20 protein-coding genes are annotated in these 22,914 nt (G+C 72.9%); 8 read left to right on the top strand and 12 right to left on the bottom strand.

Features of this window, described 5'->3' with window-relative positions; all coding sequences use genetic code 11:
• Window positions 1-11: 11 nt before the first annotated feature.
• Complete coding sequence (rmuC, locus tag DWB68_RS02375) at window positions 12-1,289, top strand: DNA recombination protein RmuC (RefSeq protein WP_119423537.1); 1,278 nt, start codon at window positions 12-14, stop codon at window positions 1,287-1,289.
• Window positions 1,290-1,557: 268 nt separating this feature from the next.
• On the opposite strand, the gene DWB68_RS02370 is transcribed toward rmuC, so the two are convergent.
• The 3 genes from DWB68_RS02370 to DWB68_RS02360 all read right to left on the bottom strand — a co-directional run bounded on the left by DWB68_RS02370 (window position 1,558) and on the right by DWB68_RS02360 (window position 4,660).
• Window positions 1,558-2,112: a hypothetical protein gene (locus DWB68_RS02370; RefSeq protein WP_119423536.1), complete on the bottom strand. Its 555-nt coding sequence runs from the start codon at window positions 2,110-2,112 to the stop codon at window positions 1,558-1,560.
• A gap of 572 nt (window positions 2,113-2,684) precedes the next feature.
• On the bottom strand, window positions 2,685-3,776 hold the full coding sequence (locus DWB68_RS02365; RefSeq protein ID WP_119423535.1) for a 4-hydroxy-3-methylbut-2-enyl diphosphate reductase: 1,092 nt from the start codon (window positions 3,774-3,776) through the stop codon (window positions 2,685-2,687).
• Window positions 3,773-4,660 carry a hypothetical protein gene (locus DWB68_RS02360; protein ID WP_119423534.1) on the bottom strand — a complete coding sequence of 296 codons (888 nt, stop codon included), beginning with the start codon at window positions 4,658-4,660 and terminating at the stop codon, window positions 3,773-3,775. The genes DWB68_RS02365 and DWB68_RS02360 overlap by 4 nt, the downstream gene beginning before the upstream one ends.
• Before the next feature lie 94 nt (window positions 4,661-4,754).
• Here DWB68_RS02360 and xseA point away from each other — a divergent pair, with 94 nt between their 5' ends.
• The 3 genes from xseA (at window position 4,755) to DWB68_RS02345 (ending at window position 7,475) form a co-directional block, all read left to right on the top strand.
• Window positions 4,755-6,104, top strand: a complete 1,350-nt coding sequence (gene xseA / locus DWB68_RS02355) for an exodeoxyribonuclease VII large subunit (protein WP_119423533.1) — start codon at window positions 4,755-4,757, stop codon at window positions 6,102-6,104.
• Window positions 6,101-6,322, top strand: a complete 222-nt coding sequence (locus tag DWB68_RS02350; RefSeq protein WP_119423532.1) for an exodeoxyribonuclease VII small subunit — start codon at window positions 6,101-6,103, stop codon at window positions 6,320-6,322. The genes xseA and DWB68_RS02350 overlap by 4 nt, the downstream gene beginning before the upstream one ends.
• 247 nt (window positions 6,323-6,569) lie before the next feature.
• Complete coding sequence (locus tag DWB68_RS02345) at window positions 6,570-7,475, top strand: helix-turn-helix domain-containing protein (RefSeq protein WP_119423531.1); 906 nt, start codon at window positions 6,570-6,572, stop codon at window positions 7,473-7,475.
• Between the two features lie 128 nt (window positions 7,476-7,603).
• On the opposite strand, the gene DWB68_RS02340 is transcribed toward DWB68_RS02345, so the two are convergent.
• The 4 genes from DWB68_RS02340 to DWB68_RS02325 form a co-directional block, all read right to left on the bottom strand.
• Entirely contained in the window at window positions 7,604-8,956 is a 1,353-nt protein-coding gene (locus DWB68_RS02340) for an MFS transporter (protein ID WP_119423530.1), read from the bottom strand.
• A gap of 240 nt (window positions 8,957-9,196) precedes the next feature.
• Complete coding sequence (locus DWB68_RS02335; protein WP_119423579.1) at window positions 9,197-9,988, bottom strand: PPK2 family polyphosphate kinase; 792 nt, start codon at window positions 9,986-9,988, stop codon at window positions 9,197-9,199.
• 147 nt (window positions 9,989-10,135) lie between these two features.
• Window positions 10,136-11,356 carry a pyridoxal phosphate-dependent aminotransferase gene (locus tag DWB68_RS02330; RefSeq protein ID WP_119423578.1) on the bottom strand — a complete coding sequence of 407 codons (1,221 nt, stop codon included), beginning with the start codon at window positions 11,354-11,356 and terminating at the stop codon, window positions 10,136-10,138.
• Between the two features lie 96 nt (window positions 11,357-11,452).
• Window positions 11,453-12,553, bottom strand: a complete 1,101-nt coding sequence (locus DWB68_RS02325; protein ID WP_119423529.1) for a periplasmic substrate-binding domain-containing protein — start codon at window positions 12,551-12,553, stop codon at window positions 11,453-11,455.
• Window positions 12,554-12,629: 76 nt separating this feature from the next.
• Here DWB68_RS02325 and DWB68_RS02320 point away from each other — a divergent pair, with 76 nt between their 5' ends.
• Window positions 12,630-13,133 (top strand): Lrp/AsnC family transcriptional regulator, encoded by a 504-nt coding sequence (locus tag DWB68_RS02320; protein ID WP_119423528.1) that lies wholly within the window; start codon window positions 12,630-12,632, stop codon window positions 13,131-13,133.
• Between the two features lie 70 nt (window positions 13,134-13,203).
• Here the strand turns inward: DWB68_RS02320 and DWB68_RS02315 are convergent, their stop codons facing one another.
• Both DWB68_RS02315 and DWB68_RS02310 read right to left on the bottom strand, forming a co-directional pair.
• Window positions 13,204-13,890, bottom strand: coding sequence for a dihydrolipoyllysine-residue succinyltransferase component of 2-oxoglutarate dehydrogenase complex (locus DWB68_RS02315; protein WP_119423527.1), 687 nt, complete (start codon window positions 13,888-13,890; stop codon window positions 13,204-13,206).
• A gap of 98 nt (window positions 13,891-13,988) precedes the next feature.
• Window positions 13,989-14,606 (bottom strand): GNAT family N-acetyltransferase, encoded by a 618-nt coding sequence (locus DWB68_RS02310; RefSeq protein WP_119423526.1) that lies wholly within the window; start codon window positions 14,604-14,606, stop codon window positions 13,989-13,991.
• Window positions 14,607-14,659: 53 nt separating this feature from the next.
• Here DWB68_RS02310 and DWB68_RS02305 point away from each other — a divergent pair, with 53 nt between their 5' ends.
• The 3 genes from DWB68_RS02305 to cpaB all read left to right on the top strand — a co-directional run bounded on the left by DWB68_RS02305 (window position 14,660) and on the right by cpaB (window position 16,607).
• On the top strand, window positions 14,660-15,373 hold the full coding sequence (locus tag DWB68_RS02305; RefSeq protein ID WP_119423525.1) for a 5-formyltetrahydrofolate cyclo-ligase: 714 nt from the start codon (window positions 14,660-14,662) through the stop codon (window positions 15,371-15,373).
• Between the two features lie 141 nt (window positions 15,374-15,514).
• On the top strand, window positions 15,515-15,718 hold the full coding sequence (locus tag DWB68_RS02300) for an FmdB family zinc ribbon protein (RefSeq protein WP_119423524.1): 204 nt from the start codon (window positions 15,515-15,517) through the stop codon (window positions 15,716-15,718).
• Window positions 15,719-15,803: 85 nt separating this feature from the next.
• Window positions 15,804-16,607: a Flp pilus assembly protein CpaB gene (gene cpaB, locus DWB68_RS02295; RefSeq protein ID WP_119423523.1), complete on the top strand. Its 804-nt coding sequence runs from the start codon at window positions 15,804-15,806 to the stop codon at window positions 16,605-16,607.
• Between the two features lie 10 nt (window positions 16,608-16,617).
• Here the strand turns inward: cpaB and DWB68_RS15905 are convergent, their stop codons facing one another.
• The 3 genes from DWB68_RS15905 to guaA form a co-directional block, all read right to left on the bottom strand.
• The gene (locus DWB68_RS15905; RefSeq protein ID WP_147391552.1) at window positions 16,618-17,055 is read right to left on the bottom strand and encodes a hypothetical protein; all 438 of its coding nucleotides are present in this window, start codon (window positions 17,053-17,055) and stop codon (window positions 16,618-16,620) included.
• Window positions 17,052-21,155: a DNA helicase gene (locus tag DWB68_RS02285; RefSeq protein WP_147391551.1), complete on the bottom strand. Its 4,104-nt coding sequence runs from the start codon at window positions 21,153-21,155 to the stop codon at window positions 17,052-17,054. The genes DWB68_RS15905 and DWB68_RS02285 overlap by 4 nt, the downstream gene beginning before the upstream one ends.
• Window positions 21,156-21,324: 169 nt before the next feature.
• Window positions 21,325-22,872, bottom strand: a complete 1,548-nt coding sequence (gene guaA, locus DWB68_RS02280; RefSeq protein ID WP_119423577.1) for a glutamine-hydrolyzing GMP synthase — start codon at window positions 22,870-22,872, stop codon at window positions 21,325-21,327.
• Window positions 22,873-22,914 lie beyond the last annotated feature (42 nt).

Raw genomic sequence — 22,914 nt, 5'->3', positions numbered from 1 at the left:
AAGGTGGGGGCATGGACTTCGCGATGGTGTTGTGGGCCGTGTTGCTGCTGGCCGTGGGTGCCGGGCTTGGCGTGTTGGGCACGCTGGTCTGGGGACCAAGGCACGACGGCGCGCGCTTGAGTGACGCTTTGGCGGACGCTTCCAGCGCCCGCGAGCAGGCGGCGGCCGCCGTGGCGCGGGCGCAGGTCTTGGAGCGTTCCTTCTCCTCCGAGGAATCGCGACGCGAGCGCGACGAAGCGGTCCTGCGGGCCCTGGCACCGGTCTCCGAGCGGCTGGCGCGCATGCAGCAATCGGTGACGGTCCTGGAGCGCGACCGCGTGGATCAGTACTCGCAGCTCAACGAGCAGCTCGAGCGCGCCGCACGCCTGGACGCCGAGCTGCTGCGCACCACCACCACGCTGGCCGGTTCCCTGCGCGATGCAGGCCGCCGCGGCGCCTGGGGCGAGGTGCAGCTACGCCGCGTGGTCGAGGCCGCCGGCATGCTGCGCCACGTGGACTTCGACGAGCAGGTCGTGGTGGGCTCAGGCCGCCCCGATCTGGTGGTGTGGCTGCCGGGCGGCAAATCCGTGGCCGTGGACGCCAAGGTGCCGCTGGCCAAGCTGCTGCAGGCGCACGAGGTGGTGCTGGACGGCTCGGCCTCCTCGTTGCAGGAGCGTGCGCGCCTGCTGTCCGAACACGCCAAGGCCCTGCGGGCTCACGTCGTGGCGCTCGGCGACCGCCGCTACCAGGACGCCCTACCGGGGTCGCCCGAGCTGGTGGTCTGCTTCGTTCCCGCTGAGTCGGTGCTGGCTGACGCGTTGGAGGCCGACGGCTCGTTGCTGGACGATGCCTTCGCCCGCGGCGTGGTGCTGGCCTCCCCCGGCACCCTGCTGGCGATCCTCAAGGGCCTTGCCGTGTCCTGGCGCCAGGAGCTCCTGACGCAGAACGCCCGCGCCCTGTTCGACGAGGCGCAGGAACTGCACCGCCGCCTGGGCTCGCTGTCCGGACACCTCGACAAGCTCGGCTCCTCATTGCGCACCTCGGTGGAGGGCTACAACCGCTTCATCGGCGCGCTGCAGTCCCGCGTGTTGCCGTCCGTGCGACGCCTGGGCGAGATGGACCCGGCCCTGCCCGAGGGCGCGGCCGTGCCGTTCGAGGGCGCCCCGGTGCTCGAGGTGTCCCCGCGCGGCGTTCCCGTGGAGCTCGAGGACGCTCCCCCGGCCCGCTCGGCCGACGCTGCGTTCGGCGCAGCACCCGGCCGCGCGGCGGCGGCCGACCCCCGCGATGCCCAGCACCCCCGCAGCGCCTGACCGCCGGGGTCCGTGCTCCGGCTGCGCGTGCCACGCGGGTACGCGGGCAGCGCCGGTACGCGGGCAGCGCCGGTACGCGGGTACGCGGGCAGCGCGGGCCGCGCGGCCTGTGATGTGCCCGCGATGCTCCCGCGAGACCGAACCGACCCCGGGCCGTACCTGTGAGCTCGGGTATCTCCACGCCCCTGCACGATTTCGGACAAACTCAGTGATTTCGGCGCCGCTTTTGACCGAAATCGCCGCGTGCTCCAGCCGAGGGCCCGTGTACTCACCGAAAGCGGCGGACATTGCCCCGCTCGTCGCGTACGGCCGGCGGCACCCCGTTCGCGGACAGAGCCTTGCGGAGTGCGTGCGGGTTCGAGATGTCGGCCCAGCTCAGGCGAAAGACCCGGAATCCCGCCCGCCGCAACGCTTCCTCGCGTTCCTTTTCGGCCCTGCGAACCGCGCCCTCGTTGCCCGCGTACTTTCCTTGCCCGTCGAATTCGCCCAAGAGTGCCAAGGACCGCCACGCGTAGTCGGGTCTGAAGCGGTGCCCATCCGCTGTCACGACAAGCTGGAGCTCGGGCGGCTCGAACCCCAACCGAATCATGCGCACGCGGGCCAGCGTCTCTCCGGCACTTTCTGACAGCGACGTCGAGGCCTTCCAGGCCACGGAAGCACGCTTCCGCGCGGCGGCCTGAGGAAGCCCCTCGAGCGATCTGCGCAGCTCATCCTCAGCGTCACCTCGCAGCAGCAGATGGCGCCTGACTCCGTCCAGCGCCACCACTGCGGATTCGACGTCGTGGCCCGCGGCCACATGGGACGCCGCCCAGATAGGGCCCACAACCGGGACTCCTTCAAGGAGCTGAACGGGGTCGTCACGATCATGCTCAAGGAGTCTCCACCGCCCTTTGAGCCCTTGGCCGCCGGCGGCTTCAAGCCAGCGTCCCCGCGGGCGCCCACCTGGGCATTGCACGTGCAGCGCAGTCCCGTTCCGATCAAAGGTGGGTAGCCCCCGCGCCGCGAGCCCGGTCCCGTCAGCTAGCGCCACACCGGGATGGGCCAGGGCAAACACGTGTGCCACCAAAGCCCGGCGGTCCCAGGGTGCCAGCCCCTCCCACGCTTCGATGTCGACAAACCATCCGGGGCTCACCCGCACCACCGCGCCAGCTTCAAGGCGCCGCCGCAGTGTCCGGGCAGGTTCTCGCTCCAGCTCGATGTTGCGCCAGACATGCCAAGGTTCCATCCGCCTAGCCTGCGCTGAAAGCGGCCCCGGCCGCCCGCCGTCGTGCATGAATCGTGGAGGAATCCGCACTGTGAGGAAAACCGCCGCGAAAACGGACAAACTCCCCGCCGGAGGCGAGGAGTTTGTCCGTTTTCGCGGAGTCGAGCCGGGAACCGGCCGCCGGGCACCCGTCAGCGGGAGGGCTTGGCCCCTCGGCCGCCGAGGCCGCGGGAGGTGTCGCCGTCCTCCTTGAGCTTGGCGCGCAGCTCCTTGGGCAGCGAGAAGAGGATGTCCTCCTCGGCCGTGGTGACCTCGCGGACGTCGGCGTAGCCGTACTCGGCCAGCAGCTCCAGCACCTCGCGGACGAGCACCTCGGGCACGGACGCGCCGGAGGTCACGCCGACCGTGGCGACGCCCTCGAACCAGGACTCGTCCACCTGACGGGCGAAGTCAACGCGGTGCGCTGCACGCGCCCCGTACTCCAGTGCGACCTCCACGAGGCGCACCGAGTTGGAGGAGTTCGCCGAGCCCACCACGATCACCAGATCGGCCTGCGGAGCGATCTCCTTGATGGCGGCCTGGCGGTTGGTCGTGGCGTAGCAAATGTCGTCGGACGGCGGGTCCTGCAGGTGCGGGAAGCGCTCGCGCAGGATCCCCACGATCTCCATGGTCTCGTCCACGGAGAGCGTGGTCTGCGAGAGCCACGTGACGTTCTCGGGGTCCTTGACCTGCACGGTGCGGGCCTCGGCCGGGTTGTTCACGATGGTCGTGGCCTCGGGGGCCTCGCCGTACGTGCCCTCGACCTCCTCGTGCCCCTCGTGCCCGATCAGCAGGATCTCGCGGCCGGCGCGCGCGAAGCGCACCGCCTCGCGGTGGACCTTGGTCACGAGCGGGCACGTGGCGTCGATGGTGCGCAGCTCGCGATCGGCCGCGGCGTTCACCACGGCGGGCGAAACACCGTGGGCCGAGAAGACCACCAGCTCACCCCGCGGCACCTCCTCGGTCTCGTCCACGAAGATGGCGCCCTGGGCCTCGAGGGTCTCCACGACGTGGCGGTTGTGCACGATCTGCTTGCGCACGTACACGGGGGCACCGTAGTGCTCCAGGGCCTTTTCCACGGCGATCACGGCGCGGTCGACGCCGGCGCAATAGCCGCGCGGCGCTGCGAGGAGGACGCGCTTGTCGCCCTCGACCGGCGCGGCGGCCTCGATCTCGCCGCGCGAGCGGCGCTGACGGGGCACCTCGGGGAGCCCCAGCGAGACGGACACAGCTGCTGAAGTCATGCTTCCCAGTCTACCGAGCGGCGGCGGCGCACCGCGGCCCCGATGATGAGCATCACGATGCCCAGGACGAACAGCGCGCCGCCGGCGATCGCCACGGGCTGCGAGGTGGAGTTGACCACGCCGGCGATGCTGCTGGTAGCGGCGGCCATGATGGGGTTGCTCGCGGCGGAGCCGATGCCGCCAACCACACCGGAGGCCCACAGCCCCACCACGCCGGCCGAGCCTCCCACGAAGCCCGCGGTCACCACGGGGATGCCGCGCTTCTTGGCCGAGAGCAGCGCCAGTGCCATGAGCACGACGGCGGCGAGGGCGTACCAGCCCCAGTGCTCCGACTGCGACACGCTCAGCTGCAGCACGGGCACGCTGAGCGAGGCGAGCGGAGAGATGTCACCGATGTTCTGGTCGAGGCGCCACGCGACGGTGGCGGGGGCCTGGACCTTGATCCCGGCGGAGGTCAGCCCGGAGGCGACGTGCTGGGCCGCGAGCGTGGCCAGCGGATCCAGGACCACCTCGATGCGCCCGGCGGAGCCGCCCTCGTCGCGCACGCGCTGCACGTAGAGCTCGCGGGAGCGGTCCAGCGACGTCAGCCACGCCTCGCGCGTCTTGGGGTCCTCCAGCACGCCGTTGGTCGCGGCGGTGATCGCCGTGTCCACGACCTTCTCGAGCTTCTTGGGGATGACGCCGCCGGGGAGGCGCTCAACGACCTGCGCCTTGACGCGGGTGCCGATCATGGCCCGAACGCCTTGATCGTCGATGAGGGTGCCGAGGGTGCTGCGGACCGTCTCGGGCTGGGTGAGAGCCTTGTCGACAACGGATCCGCCCCAGGCGGAGGCACCGGAAATCGCCGCAAGGGCCGCGAGCAACACGGCCAACACGTTGCGCATTCGCGCTCCTTCCCCGCGCCGCGCGCGGGACAAGTGGTCAGGGGCTTCTAGTCTACTGGTGGGGGTGTTTCACTCCCGGAAAGGAACGCGTGAGATGAGTCAAGAGCGAGAGCCCGCCGCGACCGCCGCGGACACGGACCCGGAGAACCCGTGGCCGCTGCGCCGGCTCGCCGAAAACCTGAAGACCCACATCGAGCGCGCGCCGGCCACGTGGATCGAGGGACAGCTCATCGAGGTGAGCGTGCGCAACGGCCACGCCTTCCTCACCATGCGTGACCTTGAGGTGGACAACTCGCTTCCACTGACCCTGTGGTCGAGCGTCCTGCGCCAGCTCCCGGAGCGCCCCGAGGTCGGCTCGCGAGTCGTGGCGCAGGTCAAGCCGAGCTTCTTCCTGAAGACCGGCCGGCTCTCCATGAACGTCTCCGATCTGAAGCCCGTGGGCCTCGGCGATCTGCTCGCGCGCCTCGAGCGCCTGCGCCGCCAGCTCGCCGAGGAGGGCCTCTTCGATCCCTCGCGCAAGCGCCCGCTGCCCTTCCTCCCCCAACGCATCGGCCTCATCACGGGCTCCAACTCGGACGCCGAGAAGGACGTGCTGCGCAACGCCACGCTGCGCTGGCCGGCCGTGGCCTTTGAGGTGCGCCACGCCGCCGTGCAGGGCCCCCGCTCCGTCCCCGAGGTCATCGCCGCCCTCGAGGAGCTGGACGCGATCCCCGAGGTGGCCGTCATCGTCATCGCCCGCGGCGGCGGCGCCCTCGAGGACCTCCTGGGCTTCAGCGACGAGCGCCTCGTGCGCGCGGTCGCCGCCGCGCGCACCCCCGTCGTGAGCGCCATCGGCCACGAGGCCGACCGCCCGCTGCTGGATGACGTCGCCGATCTGCGCGCTTCCACCCCCACGGACGCCGCCAAGCGCATCGTCCCGGAGGTCGAGGCCGAACTCGCGCTCATCGCCGAGGGCCGCGCCCGCCTGGGCCGCGCCGTCGAGCTCATCCTCGAACGCGGCGCGCGCGAGCTCTCTCAGCTGCGCAGCCGCCCCGTCCTGGCCGAGCCGGAGGGGATGATCACGGTGCGTGCCGAGGACGTCGAACGCCTGCGCGAGCGCTCGCGCCTCTCGCTGGGTCACCGCCTCTCGCGCGCCGGAGACGAGGTCACGCAGCTCGCCGCCCGGGTCCGTTCCCTCTCGCCGCAGTCCACCCTGGACCGCGGCTACGCCGTCCTCCAGCTGGAGGACGGCGCCGTGCTGCGCGACGCCGAGCTGGCACCCGCGGGGACGGGCCTCACGGCCCGCCTCGCGAGCGGCCGGCTCGCACTGGTGTCCGACGGCGCGGTCCCCGGTTCCCAGCCCGGCGCCCCGTCCCAGCCACGCGACGTTTCCGCCCCGGCGGCGTCCGCCGAAGCCGCCGCGCCCTCCACCGATCCCAGCACCGAAAGCGATGTGAACGCATGAGCGAGTCCACCCCCGTCGAGTCCCTGTCCTACGAGCAGGCCCGCACCGAGCTCATCGAGGTGGTGCAGCGGCTCGAGGCCGGCGGCGCCACCCTCGAGGAGTCCCTCTCCCTGTGGGAGCGCGGCGAGGCCCTGGCCCAGCGCTGCGAGGCCTGGCTCAGCGGCGCGCGCGAGCGACTCGCTGCGGCCCGCGCCGCGCAGCCCGGACAGGAGGGCTGAACGCCCAGCCGCCGCGCCCGCGCCGGCACCCGTGCTCGCCCTCGACCCAGGAGCACCGCAGGGTGGGGGCGGCGGGAGTGGACCTTCCCCCGCCGGCAGCCGCACCTGCGGCTGGCAGCACCCGCGGCAGGCAGCACCGCGTCCTCGACCGCGACGGGCCTGCACAACGCTTGCCGCCCGGTGCACCAACCGTGCGCCGACACCCCCGGCGTGGCGTGATGCGGCTCACGTGGCCTAGCCTGGAGGGATGAGCCTCAGCCTGAGCGAGGTGCGCACCGACGACGTTGCGCCGGAAGATCGCATCGCCTTCTGGGAAGAAGTCAACGCCCACACCCTCTTTGGCCTGCGTTGCTCCACCTTCAACAACGACCTCAGCCTGTCCTCCGGGCAGCGCCGCGTGGACGGCCTGCAGCTCACGGAGGTCAAGGGCAGCCCGCACGTCGTTGATCGTTCGGGCTCCCACCTCGCCTCCGAGCGCGAGGATTCGCTCATGATCAGCGTGCTCTTGGAGGGCAGCGGCTTCTTCCACGGCCCCCACGGCACCTCCGCGCTCCGGGCCGGCGAGGCCATGACGTACTCGACCTCGGATGCGCACCTCTTCGGCTTCGACACGGATCTGCGCCTGCTCATCGTGGACGTCCCGCTCGAGACGCTGCGCCTGGAGTGGGCATGGGACCCGCTGGCCGCTCCGAGCCACCTTGGCCGCGAGCGGGTCGCCACGCTGGCCGCCTCGCTCGCGCAGTTGGCCAGCGGCCCGCACACCCCGGAGGCCCGCATCGGCGAGCTCGTCCGGGCCACCCTGCGCCCCGCCACCGCCTCCCCTCACGCCACATATCTGCGGGCCATGCAGGCCATGCGCGAGCGGCTCAGCGACCCGGATCTCACGCCAGACGCCGTGGCCGCCCGGTTGGGCCTCTCGGCCCGCCAGCTGCACCGGGTCTTCGCGGCGGAGGGCACCAGCCCGGCGCGTTCCCTCCTGCTGACCCGCCTCGAGGCGGCGCAGCACGAGCTGGTTCACCGTCGCGCCCTGAGCCTGACCGACATCGCCGGGCGCAGCGGCTTCTCCTCCCCCTCGCACTTCTCTCGCGCCTACCGGCGCGAGTACGGCCTGGCCCCCTCGGCCGCGCGCGAGGAGGCCCTCGCCTCCGAGTAGGCGGCACACGCGAACGCCGCCCGCCTTCCCCTACGTCAGGGGAGGGCGGGCGGCGTTCTTGTTCGGGCGGAAGGGGCCGGACCTCGGGGGCCCGGCCGGAAGGCCGGCCGGAAGGCGAGCCGGGCGGCTCAGCCGGCCAGGGCGTCGTCGTGCACCTGGTCCTCAACGCCCTGAGCGCGTTCGGCACCGGCTCCCGCGGTGCGTGCCGTGCGCGGCGCGGTCTCGCGGAGGAAGAAGGCGAGCACCACCACGACGCACGCGGCGAGCGTGCACATGACCATGACGGAGTTCAGGCCCCACTGATCGGCGAGCATGCCGGCCACGGTCGGCGCCACGAAGCCGCCCAGGATCTCGCCGAGGCCCATGATCAACCCCAGGCAGGAGGCCATGATCTGCGGCGCCACGGTCTCGGCCGGGATGGTCGCCATGAACAGCGTGAAGCAGCCCATGCCGGTGTAGGTCAGCGCCATGACCACAAACAGGAGCCCGGCGTTGTCGATGAAGATCATGGCCAGCGGGGCGAGGGCCGCGATGGAGGCGAAGATGATGATCGCCGGCTTGCGGCCGATGCGGTCGGAGAGCGCCGGCACCAGGCCGCCCCACACGACCCAGCCGATGCCGATGCCTGTCAGGACCAGCGAGGAGGAGCCGGCGTCGAAGCCCTTGGCCTTGCTCAGGAACAGGGCGCTGAAGGTCTGGGTCGTGATGAACCAGGTCACGAAGAAGACCGCGATGCCCATGCACAGCCACATGTTGCGGGTCTTGAGCGCGGCGCGGAACGTCGTGGGGCGCTCGGAGAGCGGGATGGCGCCGGCCATCGCGTCGGCCGCGTCGGCGTCCAGCTCGCCTGCGGCGTTCGTGGCCTTGAGGCGCAGGTCCTTGACGAAGAAGAGCACCAGGAGCGTCAGCAGGATGCCGGGGACGATCGTGATGTAGAACGCGGAGCGCCAGCCCCACGCGTTGGCCATGGCAACCGTGACGATCGGGCCCACCACGCCGCCGAGCAGGCCGGCGGCCGAACCCTGCAGCAGGCCCATGTTCAGGCCGCGGCGCTTGGGAGAGGAGGAGTACATGAGCAGCGTCTGCGAGAGCGGCAGCACGCCGCCCTCGGCCATGCCCATGATGGCGCGCAGCAGGAGCAGGCTGGCCAGGCCGCCCACGAGGCCGGAGAGCGCCGAGAAGATCGAGAAGCCGATGATGCACGCGATGATGAGCGGCTTGCGGCGGTCGATCCGGTCGGAAATGACGCCGAGCAGGAGCCCGGAAATGGCCCGCGTGAGGGAGGGCAGGCCGCCCAGCAGGCCGATGGCGGTGTTGTCGAGGCCGAGCTCGTCCATGAAGTACGGCGCGAGGTAGTTCAGCGCCATGCGGTCGAAGAAGACGAAGCCGAAGGTCGCGAAGAGGACCGCGAGCAGGACGTTTTGGTAGTGACCGCCGCGCGGGGGCGCCGTGTAGGCGCCGCGGCTGGTGGTGGAGGACATGGGTCTCCCGGGGTGCGAAGGGGGAATGTGCGGACCGAAATAGTCTGCGATCCACCTCACACCCGGGGCATGCCACGGTCCGCCAGCCCACCGCCCATTTTCCGCCGCGGCCCGTGCGCTCCTGCGAGCGCGGCGCCGGCGCACACCACCACAAGGGCCCTGCACGACGGCGCGTGGAGACGACGGCGGGCCCGGCACCTGTCGGCGCCGGGCCCGCCCGCGTTCAGCCTTGCCGGCGGCTCAGCCGAGTTCCGCGAGCCGCTTCTGCTCGTGGGCCACGTCGAAGTCGGCGGCCGGCCACTGCGGGTCGATCTTCTTGAGGGCCTGCGTCAGGAGCGACTGAACGGCCAGGCGCGCGTACCACTTGCGGTCGGCGGGCACCACAAACCAGGGCGCCTCGTCCGTGTGGGTCTTGTCCAGGGCGATGCGGTAGGCCTCCTGGTAGTCGTCCCAGTACGCGCGATCGTCCACGTCTCTCGGGTTGTACTTCCAGTACTTGTCCGGGCGGTCGAGGCGCTCGGCGAGGCGCTTGCCCTGCTCCTCGCGCGAGAGGTGCAGGAAGACCTTCACCATCACGGTGCCGGAGGCGACGAGCTCGCGCTCGAAGTCGACGATCTGGCCGTAGCGCTTCTCGACCTCCTCGAGCGGGGAGAGCCCGCGCACGCGGTGCACCAGCACGTCCTCGTAGTGCGAGCGGTCGAACACGCCGATCTTGCCCGGCCCGGGCAGGGCCTTGCGGATGCGCCACAGAAAGTCATGGGCGCGCTCCTCCTCGGAGGGGGCCTTGAAGGCCGTGAGCTCCACGCCCTGCGGGTCAACGGAACCCACGACGTGGCGCACGATACCGCCCTTGCCCGCCGTGTCCATGGCCTGCAGCACGAGCAGCACGTTGCGGGTCTCGCCGCCCTTGGAGGCGGCGAAGAGCCGCTCCTGCAGCTCGTCCAGGGCCGAGGTCCCGGCGGCCAGCGCCGCCTCGCCGGCGGCCTTGTCGCCGTCGAACCCCGGCTTATCCGCCGTGGTGGAGTCGTTCATGGGCGAGCCGGGCACCCACGCCAGCGCCGCCGCGGCGTCGGGCAAGGCCTGTCCTTCGATACCGAGGTCCTGCGTGTCCTTCTGAGCCACCGCTCCTCCTGCTTGCGCTCGCGCGGCCCGCCCGGGGAGCCGGGCGGGGCGGAGGGCTCAGGCCCTTTCGCGCAGGCCCTCCAGGTATTCGGCGATCCTACCGATCGCGTCCTCCAGCATCTTCACATCCGGCAGTGTCACGAGGCGGAAGTGATCCGGCGCGATCCAGTTGAAGCCAGTGCCCTGGGTGACGAGGATCTTCTGCTGCTTGAGCAGGTCGAGGGCGAAGCGCTCGTCGTCCTGGATCGGGTACACCTCGGGATCCAGGCGCGGAAAGAGGTAGAGGGCGCCGTAGCCCTGCTCGCAGGAGACGCCTGGGATCTCGTTGAGCATCTTGTGCGCCAGGTTGCGCTGCTCCAGGAGGCGGCCGCCGGGCAGGATCAGGTCGTTGATCGACTGGTATCCGCCCAGCGCGGTCTGGATCGCGTGCTGCGCCGGGACGTTGGCGCACAGGCGCATGTTGGTGAGCAGGTTGAGGCCCTCGATGTAGTCCGTCGCGAGGTGCTTGGGGCCCGAGATGGCCATCCAGCCGGCGCGGAAACCGCACACGCGGTAGGCCTTGGAGAGGCCGGAGAAGGTGAGGGTCAGGACGTCGTCGGAGAGCGAGGCCATGTTGATCGCCTCGACGCCGTCGTAGGTGATCTTCTCGTAGATCTCGTCGGCAAAGACGATGAGCCCGTGGCGGCGCGCGAGCTCCAGGATGCCCTCGAGGACGTGCTTGGGGTAGACCGCACCCGTGGGGTTGTTGGGGTTGATGACCACGATGCCCTTGGTGCGGGGCGTGATCTTGGCGGCCATGTCCTCGAGGTCGGGCATCCAGCCCTCGGACTCGTCGCAGAGGTAGTGCACGGCGCGGCCGCCGGCCAGGGACGTCGAGGCCGTCCACAGCGGGTAATCCGGCGTGGGGACCAGGACCTCGTCGCCGTCGTCCAACAGGGCGTTCAGGCTCAGCGAGATGAGCTCGGAGACGCCGTTGCCGAGGTAGATGTCGTCGACGCCGATCGTCTGGATCCCGCGGGTCTGGTAGTACTGCGAGACCGCCGTGCGCGCGCTCATAATGCCGCGCGAATCCGAGTAGCCCTGCGCGTGCGGCAGGTGGCGGATCATGTCCACGAGGATCGCGTCGGGGGCCTCGAAGCCGAACGGCGCCGGGTTGCCGATGTTCAGCTTGAGGATGCGGTGCCCTGCCGCCTCCATGCGCGTAGCCTCCTCCAACACCGGACCGCGGATGTCGTAGAGGACGTTGTGAAGCTTGGATGACTGCTTGAATTCGGGCACGGACACATCTTGTCACCGCTCGAGGGCAGATGCCTTCACATGACGGGATAGCGCGGGCCACAGCCGCCCGTGACCCGACTCACTCCCCTGACGCGTTCAGGAGCCGCTCGGGGCCGTGGACGGGCCGGCCTCGCTCACGAGCGAGCGGGCCCTGAGCCACGCGGCGAGGTCCGCGTCGCTCACCCCGGACTCGGACTGCAGGCGCTGCAGCTGGTCCCAGTTCTCGCCGCTGAGGGAGGAGGCGAGCTTGCTGAGCTTCTCCAGCGCGTCCTTGCCCACGCGATCGGAGGAGATCACACCGAGGAGCGGATCAGCGCCGAGGGTGTTGCCTGGATCCTGGAGGGAGCGCAGTCCCCACGCGACGATGCGGGGGTCGTTGGAGCGCGCGATCGCCAGCTCCGCCTTGCCGCCCACGAGGAGCTCGAGGGCCGCGGTGGTGTCGGCGGTACCCGTGGTCTCGCGCGGTGCGCAGCCGGAGCGCGACTCCCACGCGGTGCCGGCGGCGCCCACCCAGTCCCGCGGCGCCGCGAGGCGGCCGGAGGGGCAGAACGCGGGCAGGGTCGCGACCGATTCGAGCGTGTGCAGGGCGGCGACGGACTTGGTGGTGATGGCGGCGAGGCGCCGCTCCCCGAGGGCGGCCGTGCCCACGGCCAGGCCCTCGTCCAGCGTGGCGCGCACGGCGTCGGTGGCCGAGCCCTGATCGCTCGGCGTGGATCCGGCCGTGGCGTCGGCCTCGGCGTCGCCTGACGCCTCGGCGGAGCCGGGACTCGCGCCGGTGGAAGCGGGCGCCGTCGAGCCGCTCGCGGTAGCCCGCTCGGCGGCGGTCGCCGACACGAGCCATTCCTCGGCGCCGCCGAACACCAGGTCCACCTTGCCGCCCGCCAGCTGCGCGCGGGCGTCGTGGGAGCTGACGGTCTGCGAGCCCGTGAGCTGCGCCTTCACGCCGGCGGCGTTGAGCACCTGGACCGAGGCGCGCGCCTGCAGCAGCGCGTCGGCGTCGCCGTCGAGGGCGGCGATCCGCACGACGCCGCTCGTCGTGTCCGGCGCGTTGGTCACGGGCGGCGCGGGAGACGAGGGCGTGCAGGCGCCCAGCCCGAGGGCCAGGGCGGCGCCGAGCGCGACGGACGCGGCCGTGCGCGCCCCGCGGGGGCCGCGCTGGCGGGTGAGCGGCGAGGAAACGAACGGCAGTGACTTCACCCCTAGAGCGTATCCGGGCGGCGGCGCGCACCCCAGCCGCGGGCTCCTCGCGCGCGGCGTGTGGTCAAATGTGGGCATGACTCACACGAGCGATTCCTCGGGGCTCGACGCCCTCGATCGCGCCATCATCAACGCCCTCGTGGCGGACGCCAGGATCTCCAACGCCGCGCTGGCCGAGCGCGTCGGCGTGGCACCGTCCACGGCGCTCGTGCGCACGCGGGCGCTCGTGGAGCGCGGCGTCATCGAGGGGTACCACGCGACCGTCTCGCTCGCGGCCGTCGGCCGCCCCGTGCAGGCGCTCATCGCCGTCAAGCTGCGCGCCCACGACCGCGAGGAGATCGACCGCTTCACGCGCTTCGTCCCCGACCTGCCGGACGTCGTGGAGATGTTCCATGTCTCGGGCGGCACCGACTACCTGCTGCGGATCGCCGTCGCCTCGACGGACGCCCTGCGCAATTGGGTGCTCGACCACCTCGCGACGGATGCCTCGGTGGCCCACACCGAGACCACGCTCATCTTCGGGCACCACCCCGGCACCACGGGGCCGCTGCTGCCCTCCGGGCCGGACGCGAGGGACTGAGCGGAGCCAAGAACGCCGCAGGCCGGACCCCACGGGGGTCCGGCCTGCGGCGTTCTTCGATCGTGCTGGATCAGGCGCGGCGGCGCTGCAGCACGGCGTCGAGATCCAGTCGCTCGGCGCGCTGGGTGCGCTCGGCCTCGAGGCGCTGGGCCTCGGCCTGGCGGATGCTCGTGATGACCTCGGCCCGCTTGGCCTCCTCGCGCGGCAGCGGCGCCGGGGCGGGACGCTGGGCCGGCGTGGCGCCAACGTAGCTCGGGGCCGGCAGCTCGCGCGGGGTCCACTGCTGCGGCGCGGCCTCGGCGACCGGCGCCGCGACGACGGGCTCGTCCGCGCCCACAACCTCGTCCTCCGGTTCCTCGGCCAGCATGTCGAAGGGGGCGTCCTGGCGCTCGGCCAGGCGGCGCTCCAGCTCGGCGGCACGCTCATCGGCGAGGCGGGCCGCGGCGAGCTCGCGCTCCGCGGTCTCGCGCGCCTCGCGGGCGGCGGCGTCCTGGGCGGCGGACTCGATGAGCGCGGCGGGAACGGAGACGGCCGCCTCGTCCCAGGCCTTGCGGCGGCGGTCGCGCACGGCGCTGGCGCGCAGTCCGGCCACGCACAGCGCGGCAAGGACCAGGGCGATCAGCGGGACCCACAGGCTGAGCGGGCCCACGAGGGCCACCACCAGCGTGATCGGTGCGGCCAGCGTCGCGAGGGCGCCGAGCGCTGCAAGCGAGAGCTTGCCCCAGCGCACGGTGAACGTCCCTTGCGGTTGCGTCATGGCTCCTCCTGATGGGCTGCGGGCGGGGGTACCCGTTGAGTCCCCAAGTTATCGGCAACCGCAGCGTGAAACCGTGAGAAACGGCGCGTGTCACGCAATCAGGCCAAGGAGTTTCTTCCTCCGGGCGGCCATTCCTCCTCGGTCAGGGCCAGCACGAGGTGATCGCACCAGTTCCCCCGCACCCACAGCGCCCTCTCGCGCACGCCCTCCTCACGGAAGCCGAGCCGGCGCAGCAGCGCCAGGCTCGGGGCGTTCTCCGGGTGCACGAGCGCCTCGACTCGGTGCAATCCGGCCTCGCCGAAGCCGTGGTCGAGCACCACGCTCACGGCCTCCGAGGCCAGGCCCCGGCCGCTGAAGCCCCGATCGATCCAGTAACCGATGCTCCCTTGCCGCGCCGCGCCGCCCGTGAGCGAGTGCAGGCTCACCTGCCCCAGCACCGCCGCGGGTGCCTGCGGCGCGGCGGCGCGGGCGCCCAGGCGCAGCGCCCAGCCCCAACTGCGGCCCTGCTTGGCGGCCCGCTTGGCCTCGCGCAGCGCGCCGGAAAAGCTCCCAGCAGCCGGCGCGGCGTGTGGGTCGGAGGCGCCGAAGGGAGCGAGCCAGTCGCGGTTTCTCGCCACCAGCGCCTTGAAGGCGCGCTTGTCGCTCCCGCGCAGGGGCGAGAGGGTCACCCGCTCACCGCTCAGCACGGGGCGTGGATCGCGAGGCGGCGTGGACATGACTGCACCCTAACCGCCGCCCCCACGCTGGCGGCGGATGCAAGGATGTGGGCATGCAGCCCACCCCCGAGTCACCGGCCCCGCAGCACGTCCCCGGGGTCGCCACCGGCGCGTCTTCCCTGCCCGACGGCGCGGCGCGGCCGGGTGCCCCGGCCGCCTCGGGAGTCGGAGGCGAGCCGGGCGCCGCCAAGGCGGCCCTGCGCTCCGCACTCCGCGCGCGCCGTCGTGCCGTGGAGCCCGGGCAACGCGAGGCCGAGCGGCGCGGCTGGGCCGCGTGGGCCGGGCAGCTGGCCGCCTGGGCGCTGGCCGCCGCGCCGCCGGGCCGGCCGGCCTGCCTGGCCGCCTATCTCCCGGCCGCGTCCGAGCCGGATCCCACGGCGGCGATGGCCCAGTGGCATGCGGCCGGGCTGAACGTGCTCGTGCCGCTCTCGCTCCCCGGCCGGCGCCTAGCCTGGGTGCGCTGGACCCCGGAGCTGCGGGTGGCCAGGGGCGCCCTCGCTCCGGTCCCCGAGCCCGTGGGCGGCGAGCCGGCCGACCCCGCGGGAATCGACCTCGTGGTGGTTCCTGCCCTCGCCGTGGGCACGGACGGGACCAGGCTGGGCCAGGGCGGCGGCTTCTACGACAGCTTCCTCGCGGGGCGGGCGACGCCCACCGTGGCGTGTGTGCGCTCCGACGAGGTGCTGGACATCGTGCCGTCCGAGGCGTGGGACGCGCGGCTCGACGCGGCGTGGACCCCGGAGGGGCTGCGCCGGCTGTCCGCGGTCTGAGGCGCCGCCGACCGCTGTGACGCGGATCCTCGCGGGAGGGCGCGCGGCACGCGTACGATAGATCGGCGGCGGAGCGCGCCGCCAGGCGCTGCGCGGCGACCGCCCACCGGTCCCCGCCGACCCCATGAAGAAGGAACTTCCATGCCCACGTATGAGTACGCCTGCAAGGACTGCGGGCGCCACTTCGATATCTTCCAGGACTTTTCCGAGGCGAGCCTGACGGTCTGCCCGGAGTGCCAGGGCCACCTGCGCAAGAAGTTCGGCACCGTGGGCGTGACCTTCAAGGGCTCGGGCTTCTACCGCACCGATTCCCGCTCCTCGGGTTCCTCCGGCTCGTCCGAGTAACCCACCCTTCCCTCACACGGCCCGTCCCTCCACGGACGGGCCGTTGTCGTCTGCGGGCGCGGCGGCGCGGGCGCAGGCTGGGTGGATGAGTCAGCTCGCCGGCCGCTTCCGGCCCCACCCCTCCCCCTTACGGCGGCGTGCCCGCACAGCACGCGGCGCACGCCGCTCCCCCGCTCGCGGCACCCGGCTCCCGTCCCCGCGCCGCACGCCCGGCGAGTGGTGGGCCAGGCACCGGCGCTGGCTCAGCGCGCTGTGCGTCTTCGTTGCCGTGTGGGCCGGGCTGCGGGCCGTGGCTCCCGCGCAGGTCCCCACGCGGGAGGCGTGGGTGCTCACCACACCCCAGGCGGCCGGGCACACGCTCGGGGCCGACGAGGTGCGGCGCGTGAGCTTTCCGCTGCACGCCCAGTTCCCCGGGACCGGCCCGCCTGGCGCGAGCGACGACACGGCGGAGACTGCCGCGTCGGGTGTCTCGTCCGGCTGGATCGAGGCCAGCGTCGTGGGCCGCACGCTCGCCGTCCCGTGGCCGGCGGGCCTCCCCCTGCACGAGGGGGCGCTCACGGGCTCGGGGCTCCTGCGCTCGCTGGGGCCGGGCGAGGTCGCCGTCCCGCTGAGCTGGGACGACGCCGCCGCCGCGCGACTCATCTCCAGCGGGGACCGGGTGGATGTGGTGCTCTCGATCCCGCGGGACGGGGAGGCCCCCAGCTCGCGGGTGCTCGCGGAGGACGCCCGGGTGCTGTGGTGCGAGGCGGGCGCACAGGGCGAGCAAGGCTGGCTGAGCACCGACCGGGCCTCGGGGGCCACCGTGGTCTTGGCGGTTCCCCGCTCGCTCGCCGCCGAGCTCTCCTCGGCCCCGCAGCACGGCGCGGTGAGCCTCGTGCTGACGCGCTAGCGCAGGGGGCTCAACCCCAGTGCGGCGGGCGCTGCGAACGGATCCAGGCGGCGCGGGCCCGATCCTCGGCGGCTGCATCGGGATCGCCCCAGGCCGCCTCGGACTCGGTCTCCGCGCGTTGGGGCAAGCCGGTGCCGGGCTCCGTGGCGCCGGGCCGGGCCCCGCGGGCGGCGGCCTCGGCCTCTCGGCGTTGCCGCAGCTCCTCGGCGGCGCGCAGAGTCGCTGCCTCGGCGTCTTCGAGCGAGGAGCCGGCCTCCCAGCCCTCGACCACACCGTGGGCGCCCTCGCCCGCGAGGCGCGTGGGCGGCTGGACCGCCGCGCGGCGCGCGCGGGGTCCTCGGCGCGGCGCAGGGTTCGACGGCGTCTGGTTCGCTGGGGTCGCGTCTGCCTGGGGCGCTGTCCGCTCCCCCGGGGGCGGTGCCCCGGGGGTGACCTGCGAAGCGCTCACACCCCGGCCCGGCGCCCGCGCTCGGCGGCCTCTGCGGGGGCGTCTGAAGACTGACCTCCCGCGGCACCGGCCGCCTTGCCCACCTGGGCCGAGGCGTCGTGGCGCCCGCGCGGGGTCTGCAGGCCCAGCGCGGCGGCGATGTGCCTGGCCACGGCGGCGGGATCGGAGAAGACGTCGATCGTCCAGACCTGGATGGGGTTCCAGCCGCGGCGCACGAGCTCCAGCGGCAGAATCCGCGAACGCTGGCGCACCGTGGCCGAGGCGTAGTCGTCCCCGGCGTCGCTGATGACCGCCACGGGCGGGCGGTCCCCACCCTCGGGGCCAAACACGGCCAGGTCGATGCCCTCGTACGGGGCCTCGCTCACCTGCAGGCCCCAGACCTTGAGCCGCTCGGCCAGGTCGCGCATGAGCGGATCGCTCAGCTCGGCCCCGGCCGGGTCCTGGCCGCCCTGCTGCAGCGCGCGCATGGCGGTCACGAGCAGCGCGGAGCCGTGCCGCAGGCGCCCCGAATCCAGCTCGGACGGCGAGAGCGCGGACACGATCCTGACCCACTCGCGGCCCGAGAGCAGCGCGGCCGCGACGGCGCGCGCGCCCTGCGGCGTGCCGAGCTGACCGAAGTCGTGCACCGGACGGCCGTGCACCGTGCGCCCGTACCCGAGCGTGAAGATGACGGCGTCGCGGCGCAGGCCCTGCAGGCGCTCGGCGCTCGTCACCACGAAGGGCTCGTAGCCGCGCTTGAAGGCTGGCTCGGCCTCGGGGTGCGCGCGCAGCGCGGCACCGATGCCGCGGGCCACGGCCCTGGCGTGATGCGCATTGCCGGCCACGACAGCGAGCGAGCGCTCGGGGTGCTCGGCCAGCTGCGCGAAGACGAGCTCCACGACGGCGTCGACCTCGGCCTGCGTGCTCTCGGCGGCCGCCTGCCCGGCGGTGGAGACGCCCTCGGGGACGTGCAGCACGGCCGCGCGGCGCTCCCCCGTGCGCGGATCCGGATGCGCGTTGAGCTCACCGTCGTAGTGCGAGGACAGGGCCTGCACCAGCCGCTCGTCGAGCGGGCGGTGCACGCGGGTCAGCGAGCGGCGCGGCGTCACCTTGGCGAGCGCCTCGTAGGCGCTCAGGGGAACGCGGCGGGCCTGGGAGGCCTCGCCCGGGTCCACCGTGACGTTGAGCGGGCGCGGGGCGCCGGAGCCGGGGTCACCGATCGCGATGACCTGGTCCGAGCGGCCCACGGCGCCCAGGGCGGAGACGAGCGAGAGCGACTCGGCGTCCAGCAGGATCGTCGCGTCGAAGCGGCTCCAGCGCGGCAGCGCGGAGGGTAGGAAGAGCGGAGCACCGATCCAGATCGGCACGAGCGCGCCCGTCAGATCGGGCGAGATCGCGGCGAACTGCGCCACGGTCGGGTCGCCGATCTTGAGGAGCGCGCGCAGATCGCGTGCCGCCACGCGGTGATCGGCCAGGGCTCCGCGCCAGCGCTCGGCCAGGCGGTGCTTCACGGCCTCCGCGCCGCTCGCGATGTGCTTGGCGTCGGCCTGGGCGAACTCGCGCTGGGCGCGGCCGAGCACGCGGCCGTCCTGCAGGGCGAGGTAGTCGTCGCCGGAGACCATGGCCTCGAGGACCGACTGCCACCAGGCCTGGTCCAGCTCGCTCGGGATGAGCTCGCGCAGCACGCCGCGGCGTTCGAAGTCCTGGAGCAGCTCGCCGAGACCCTGTTCGCGCAGCGTCTGCAGCAGCAGCGTGCGCTCGGGCAGCACCTCGAGATCGGCCTCGGCTGCGACGAGCCGCTCGAGCGTCGACTCGAGCTCCGCTGCGGGCAGGCCGCGCAGGGTGCGCCCCTCCTCGACCGGGGCGGGGAGCACGGCCTCGAGCTTCTCCAGCCGCGCTGACACCTCGCGGAAGGTCGCCAGGACGGCCTCGAGGCCGCTCGGCACCGTGGGGTAGCGGCGATCGGTCGCGAGCACCTCCCACGCCTTGCGCTGGGTCTGCACCTGGGTCAGGGCCGTGTGCAGGTCCTCGATGTGCACGCCGGGGCGCACGTACTCCTTGGCCACGCGGCGCAGGCGCGAGCGCGTCATGGAGCTCATCTCGATACCGCGGTCCTTGCGCCAGGCAGGCGAGGCGGTCGCGGCGATGAGGTCGTCCACGGCCTTGTCGAAGATGTCTGGCTCGAAGTGATCCAGGCTGTGGCGCACGTCCACGAGCAGGCGCAGGGTCTTCCCCCACTGTTCAAAGGTGCGCACGGGCTTGATGCGCGTTGCCTTGGCGGTGGCCTCGAGCTTGGCGCGCAGGGGCGGCACGTCCTTGGCCAGCGAGCGCACCAGTTCGAGGGCGCTCTCGGCCTGGCCGCGGTGGCTCAGGCGCGCGCCGAACCACGGGCTCGTGCGCGTCGCGTCGTCGAAGGCGCCCAGCTCGGCCGCGCGCATGAGCTGGGTGGCCACGGGGCCGCGCTCGGGCATGGCGTCGAGCACGGAGCGCTTGAGGCGCACCGTGGTGGAGGGGGCGGGCACGCGCGAGGTCACGCGGGCGAGCTCCTGCATGGCCTGCAGGGGCGAGGCGTTCCAGCGCGGGCGTACGCTGCGCAGCGAGCGCACGTGCTCCAGGAGGGAGACGCGGCGATCGCGCAGGAGCGATTCGTTCGTGCGGGGGTGCGGCTCGGAGGCCTGCTCGTTGCGCAGCACGGCCTCCACGAGGCGGCGGCGCAGCTCCTCGGCGTCGACGTCGCGGCGCAGCGGCAGGGCCAGCGTGTCGAGCCCGCGCAAGCCGAGCTGGGCGATGAAGTCGGTGACCGATTGCTCGCGCTCCGCCACCACGAGCACGCGCTTGCCCTGGGCGGCCAGGCGCACGGCGGCGTTGACGGCAAAGGTGGTCCCGCCCGTCCCGGGGGGCGCGCTCAGCGTGAGCGAGCGGCCGCGGGAGACGAGGTCGAGGGCCGCGTAGGCCTCCTCGTCGGCGTCGAGCACCAGCAGCTCGTCGGCCGGGTCGCGCTCGTCGGAGCCGGGCGTCGTGACGTCGTCGCGCAGCGTGGGCGACTGGGCCGCGAGCGCCGCGCGCTCGGCGGCGCCCTGGGCCGCCTCGGCGGCAGCGTCGGCGGGATCCGGCTCGCCGGGAGCCAGGATGCGGGGAGTTTCCTCGGTGCCCGACGACGGTGCGTCGGCTTCCGCCGTCTCCTCGCCCGCCGCCTCGGCCGGCTCGGCAGCGGCGGCGTCGTCGGAGGCCACGCCAGCGGCGCCGGGGGCCTCGACGGAGGCTTCCCCCGCGGAGGCGCCCTGCTCCCCGCCGCCAGCGGCGGCGTCGTCGTGCTCCTCACCCGCGGCGGCCTCGGCGGCCTCGGCCGGCTCGGCTTTGGCCGCCTTCGCCGCGTTGCGCGCTGCAAGGCGGGAGTGGCGCGAGGTGTGCACGGTGTCGTCGCCCACGGCGTCCATGAGCGCGGCAACCACCGGATGCTGCGGGGACACCACGCCGGGATCGGCCGGATCGGCCACATCGGCGAAGGTCGAGACCACGAGGCGATCGGCCACGACGAGGCCGGGGATGTCGCGCAACGCCTCGCGCAGCACCTGCAGGGGCGCGGAGGGATCGAAGCGCGCCGTGACGTACGCGGCGTCGCTCAGGGTGGTGGCGTCGATGCTGATGCCGAAGGCGTGGCGCAGGTGGCGCAGCAGGGCCGGGTTCGGCGTGCTGCGCTCGGCGATCTGCAGCTCCTCGTCGTCCACGCCGTCGCGGCGCTCGAGCGAGACGTGCCCCAGCATGACGGGGGCCGAGTAGAAGTCGTTGCCGCCCTGGCGCAGCGTGCGCCACGTGACCAGGCCGGAGGCGAGGTAGCCCACCTCGATACCGCGCTGGGCCGCGACATCCTCGATGCGCGCGCCGATGGCGCGGGCCGTGCGGCGGGCCTGGGAGTACTGGACTGGATCGCGCAGCAGCGTCGACAGGCGCGTGCGGCGCCCGGCCAGCAACTGGGCCAGCCCGGAGGGGTGCGCGTGCGTCAGCTCGACGCTGTTGCGCTCGGAGGGAACGAAGTGCAGGAGCGTATCGGTCCCGCTGCCGGACCCGAGGGACTGCAACCACGCGCCAAAACGGGCATCCTGGTTCGGCTGTGCGCTCACGAAAGTCCTCTTACCTTCCCGGGGCAGGGCTCCGGGGTGCCTGCCTCGTTACTCACCGTAGTTCACCGGCGCGCGCGGGAGGGTGAGGCTCCGCTTCACACGCCGAAAAGGCGTTCGGCCCCGCCGCTCCGCTCGCGATGCGAGGCGGTGCGGCGGGGCCGTGATCAGATCACTCCCACTCGATGGTTCCCGGCGGCTTAGACGTAACGTCCAGTACCACGCGGTTGATGCCATCCACCTCGTTGGTGATGCGGTTGGAGATCTTGGAGAGCAGATCGTAGGGCAGGCGCGACCAGTCGGCCGTCATGGCGTCCTCGGAGGACACCGGGCGCAGCACCACGGGGTGACCGTAGGTGCGACCGTCGCCCTGCACGCCCACGGAGCGCACGTCCGCCAGGAGCACGACCGGCATCTGCCAGACCTCGCGGTCCAGGCCGGCGGCGGTCAGCTCGGCGCGGGCGATCGCGTCGGCCTCGCGCAGCAGGTCGAGGCGCTCGCGCGTGACCTCGCCGATGATGCGGATGCCGAGGCCCGGGCCCGGGAAGGGCTGGCGGTGCACGATCTCGTCGGGCAGGCCGAGCTCGGTGCCCACGGCACGGACCTCGTCCTTGAAGAGCGCGCGCAGCGGCTCCACGAGCTCGAACTCGATGTCGTCGGGGAGGCCGCCCACGTTGTGGTGGCTCTTGATGTTGGCCGTGCCCTCGCCGCCGCCGGACTCGACGACGTCGGGGTACAGGGTGCCCTGCACCAGGAACGCGACGTCCTCGCCCTCGGAGGCGGCGATGATTTCGGCCTGCGCACGCTCGAAGGTGCGGATGAACTGCTCGCCGATGATCTTGCGCTTGGCCTCGGGGTCGGTGACGCCGGCCAGCTTCTCCAGGAAGATGTCCTCGGCGTGCACGACCATGAGCTTGGCGCCGCCGGTCGAGGCGCCGAAGGCCTTCTCGATCTCGACGGACTCGTTCTGGCGCATGAGGCCGTGGTCAACGTAGACGCAGGTGAGCTGCTCGCCGATGGCGCGCTGCACGAGGGCGGCGGCCACGGCGGAGTCGACGCCGCCGGAGAGCGCGCAGATGGCGCGCTTGGAGCCGACCTGCTCGCGGATGCGGGCGACCTGTTCCTCGACGATGTTGCCGGGCGTCCAGTCGGGCTTCAGACCGGCACCCTCGTAGAGGAAGTTGGTCAGGACCTTCTGGCCGAACTCGGAGTGATTCACCTCGGGGTGCCACTGCACGCCGTAGAGCTTGGCGTCCTCGTTCGCGAAGGCTGCAACGGGGGCGCCGGCGGAGGTGGCAAGCACGGTGAAGCCGGCGGGAGCCTCGGAGACCGAGTCGCCGTGGCTCATCCACGCGACCTGCTCGGCGGGCACGCCGTCGAACAGGCAGCTCGTGGCCTCGGTCGCGTTGACCGGGGTGTGGCCGTACTCGCGCAGGCCGGTCTTGGCGACCGTGCCGCCGAGGGCGTTGGCCATGGCCTGGAAGCCGTAGCAAATGCCCAGCACGGGCACGCCGGCCTGGAACAGGTCGGCCCCCACGGACGGGGCGCCGTCCGCGTACACGGACGACGGGCCACCGGAGAGGATGATCGCGGCCGGATTCTTGGCCAGGATCTGCTCGGTGCTCGCCGTGTGCGGGACGATCTCGGAGTAGATGTGAGCCTCACGGACGCGGCGCGCGATCAACTGGGCGTACTGGGCGCCGTAGTCGACCACGAGCACGGGCCGCTGCTCGGGAGCGATGGGGGTGGAAGTCACGGGTCA

Origin of the sequence: Galactobacter valiniphilus (genome assembly GCF_003575975.1) — a bacterium.
Classification (GTDB): domain Bacteria; phylum Actinomycetota; class Actinomycetes; order Actinomycetales; family Micrococcaceae; genus Galactobacter; species Galactobacter valiniphilus.
This window is presented reverse-complemented; position numbering and strand designations above follow the sequence as displayed.

What these genes read in the sequence shown, in the direction of transcription:
- DWB68_RS02335 (WP_119423579.1), bottom strand. Translation starts at nt 9,988, where the DNA reads ATGAACGACTCCACCACGGCGGATAAGCCGGGGTTCGACGGCGACAAG.
- DWB68_RS02305 (WP_119423525.1), top strand. Translation starts at nt 14,660, where the DNA reads ATGCAGCCCACCCCCGAGTCACCGGCCCCGCAGCACGTCCCCGGGGTC.
- rmuC (WP_119423537.1), top strand. Translation starts at nt 12, where the DNA reads ATGGACTTCGCGATGGTGTTGTGGGCCGTGTTGCTGCTGGCCGTGGGT.
- cpaB (WP_119423523.1), top strand. Translation starts at nt 15,804, where the DNA reads ATGAGTCAGCTCGCCGGCCGCTTCCGGCCCCACCCCTCCCCCTTACGG.
- DWB68_RS02340 (WP_119423530.1), bottom strand. Translation starts at nt 8,956, where the DNA reads ATGTCCTCCACCACCAGCCGCGGCGCCTACACGGCGCCCCCGCGCGGC.
- DWB68_RS02320 (WP_119423528.1), top strand. Translation starts at nt 12,630, where the DNA reads ATGACTCACACGAGCGATTCCTCGGGGCTCGACGCCCTCGATCGCGCC.
- DWB68_RS02365 (WP_119423535.1), bottom strand. Translation starts at nt 3,776, where the DNA reads ATGACTTCAGCAGCTGTGTCCGTCTCGCTGGGGCTCCCCGAGGTGCCC.
- DWB68_RS02315 (WP_119423527.1), bottom strand. Translation starts at nt 13,890, where the DNA reads ATGACGCAACCGCAAGGGACGTTCACCGTGCGCTGGGGCAAGCTCTCG.
- DWB68_RS02360 (WP_119423534.1), bottom strand. Translation starts at nt 4,660, where the DNA reads ATGCGCAACGTGTTGGCCGTGTTGCTCGCGGCCCTTGCGGCGATTTCC.
- DWB68_RS02350 (WP_119423532.1), top strand. Translation starts at nt 6,101, where the DNA reads ATGAGCGAGTCCACCCCCGTCGAGTCCCTGTCCTACGAGCAGGCCCGC.
- DWB68_RS02345 (WP_119423531.1), top strand. Translation starts at nt 6,570, where the DNA reads ATGAGCCTCAGCCTGAGCGAGGTGCGCACCGACGACGTTGCGCCGGAA.
- xseA (WP_119423533.1), top strand. Translation starts at nt 4,755, where the DNA reads ATGAGTCAAGAGCGAGAGCCCGCCGCGACCGCCGCGGACACGGACCCG.
- DWB68_RS02300 (WP_119423524.1), top strand. Translation starts at nt 15,515, where the DNA reads ATGCCCACGTATGAGTACGCCTGCAAGGACTGCGGGCGCCACTTCGAT.
- DWB68_RS02310 (WP_119423526.1), bottom strand. Translation starts at nt 14,606, where the DNA reads ATGTCCACGCCGCCTCGCGATCCACGCCCCGTGCTGAGCGGTGAGCGG.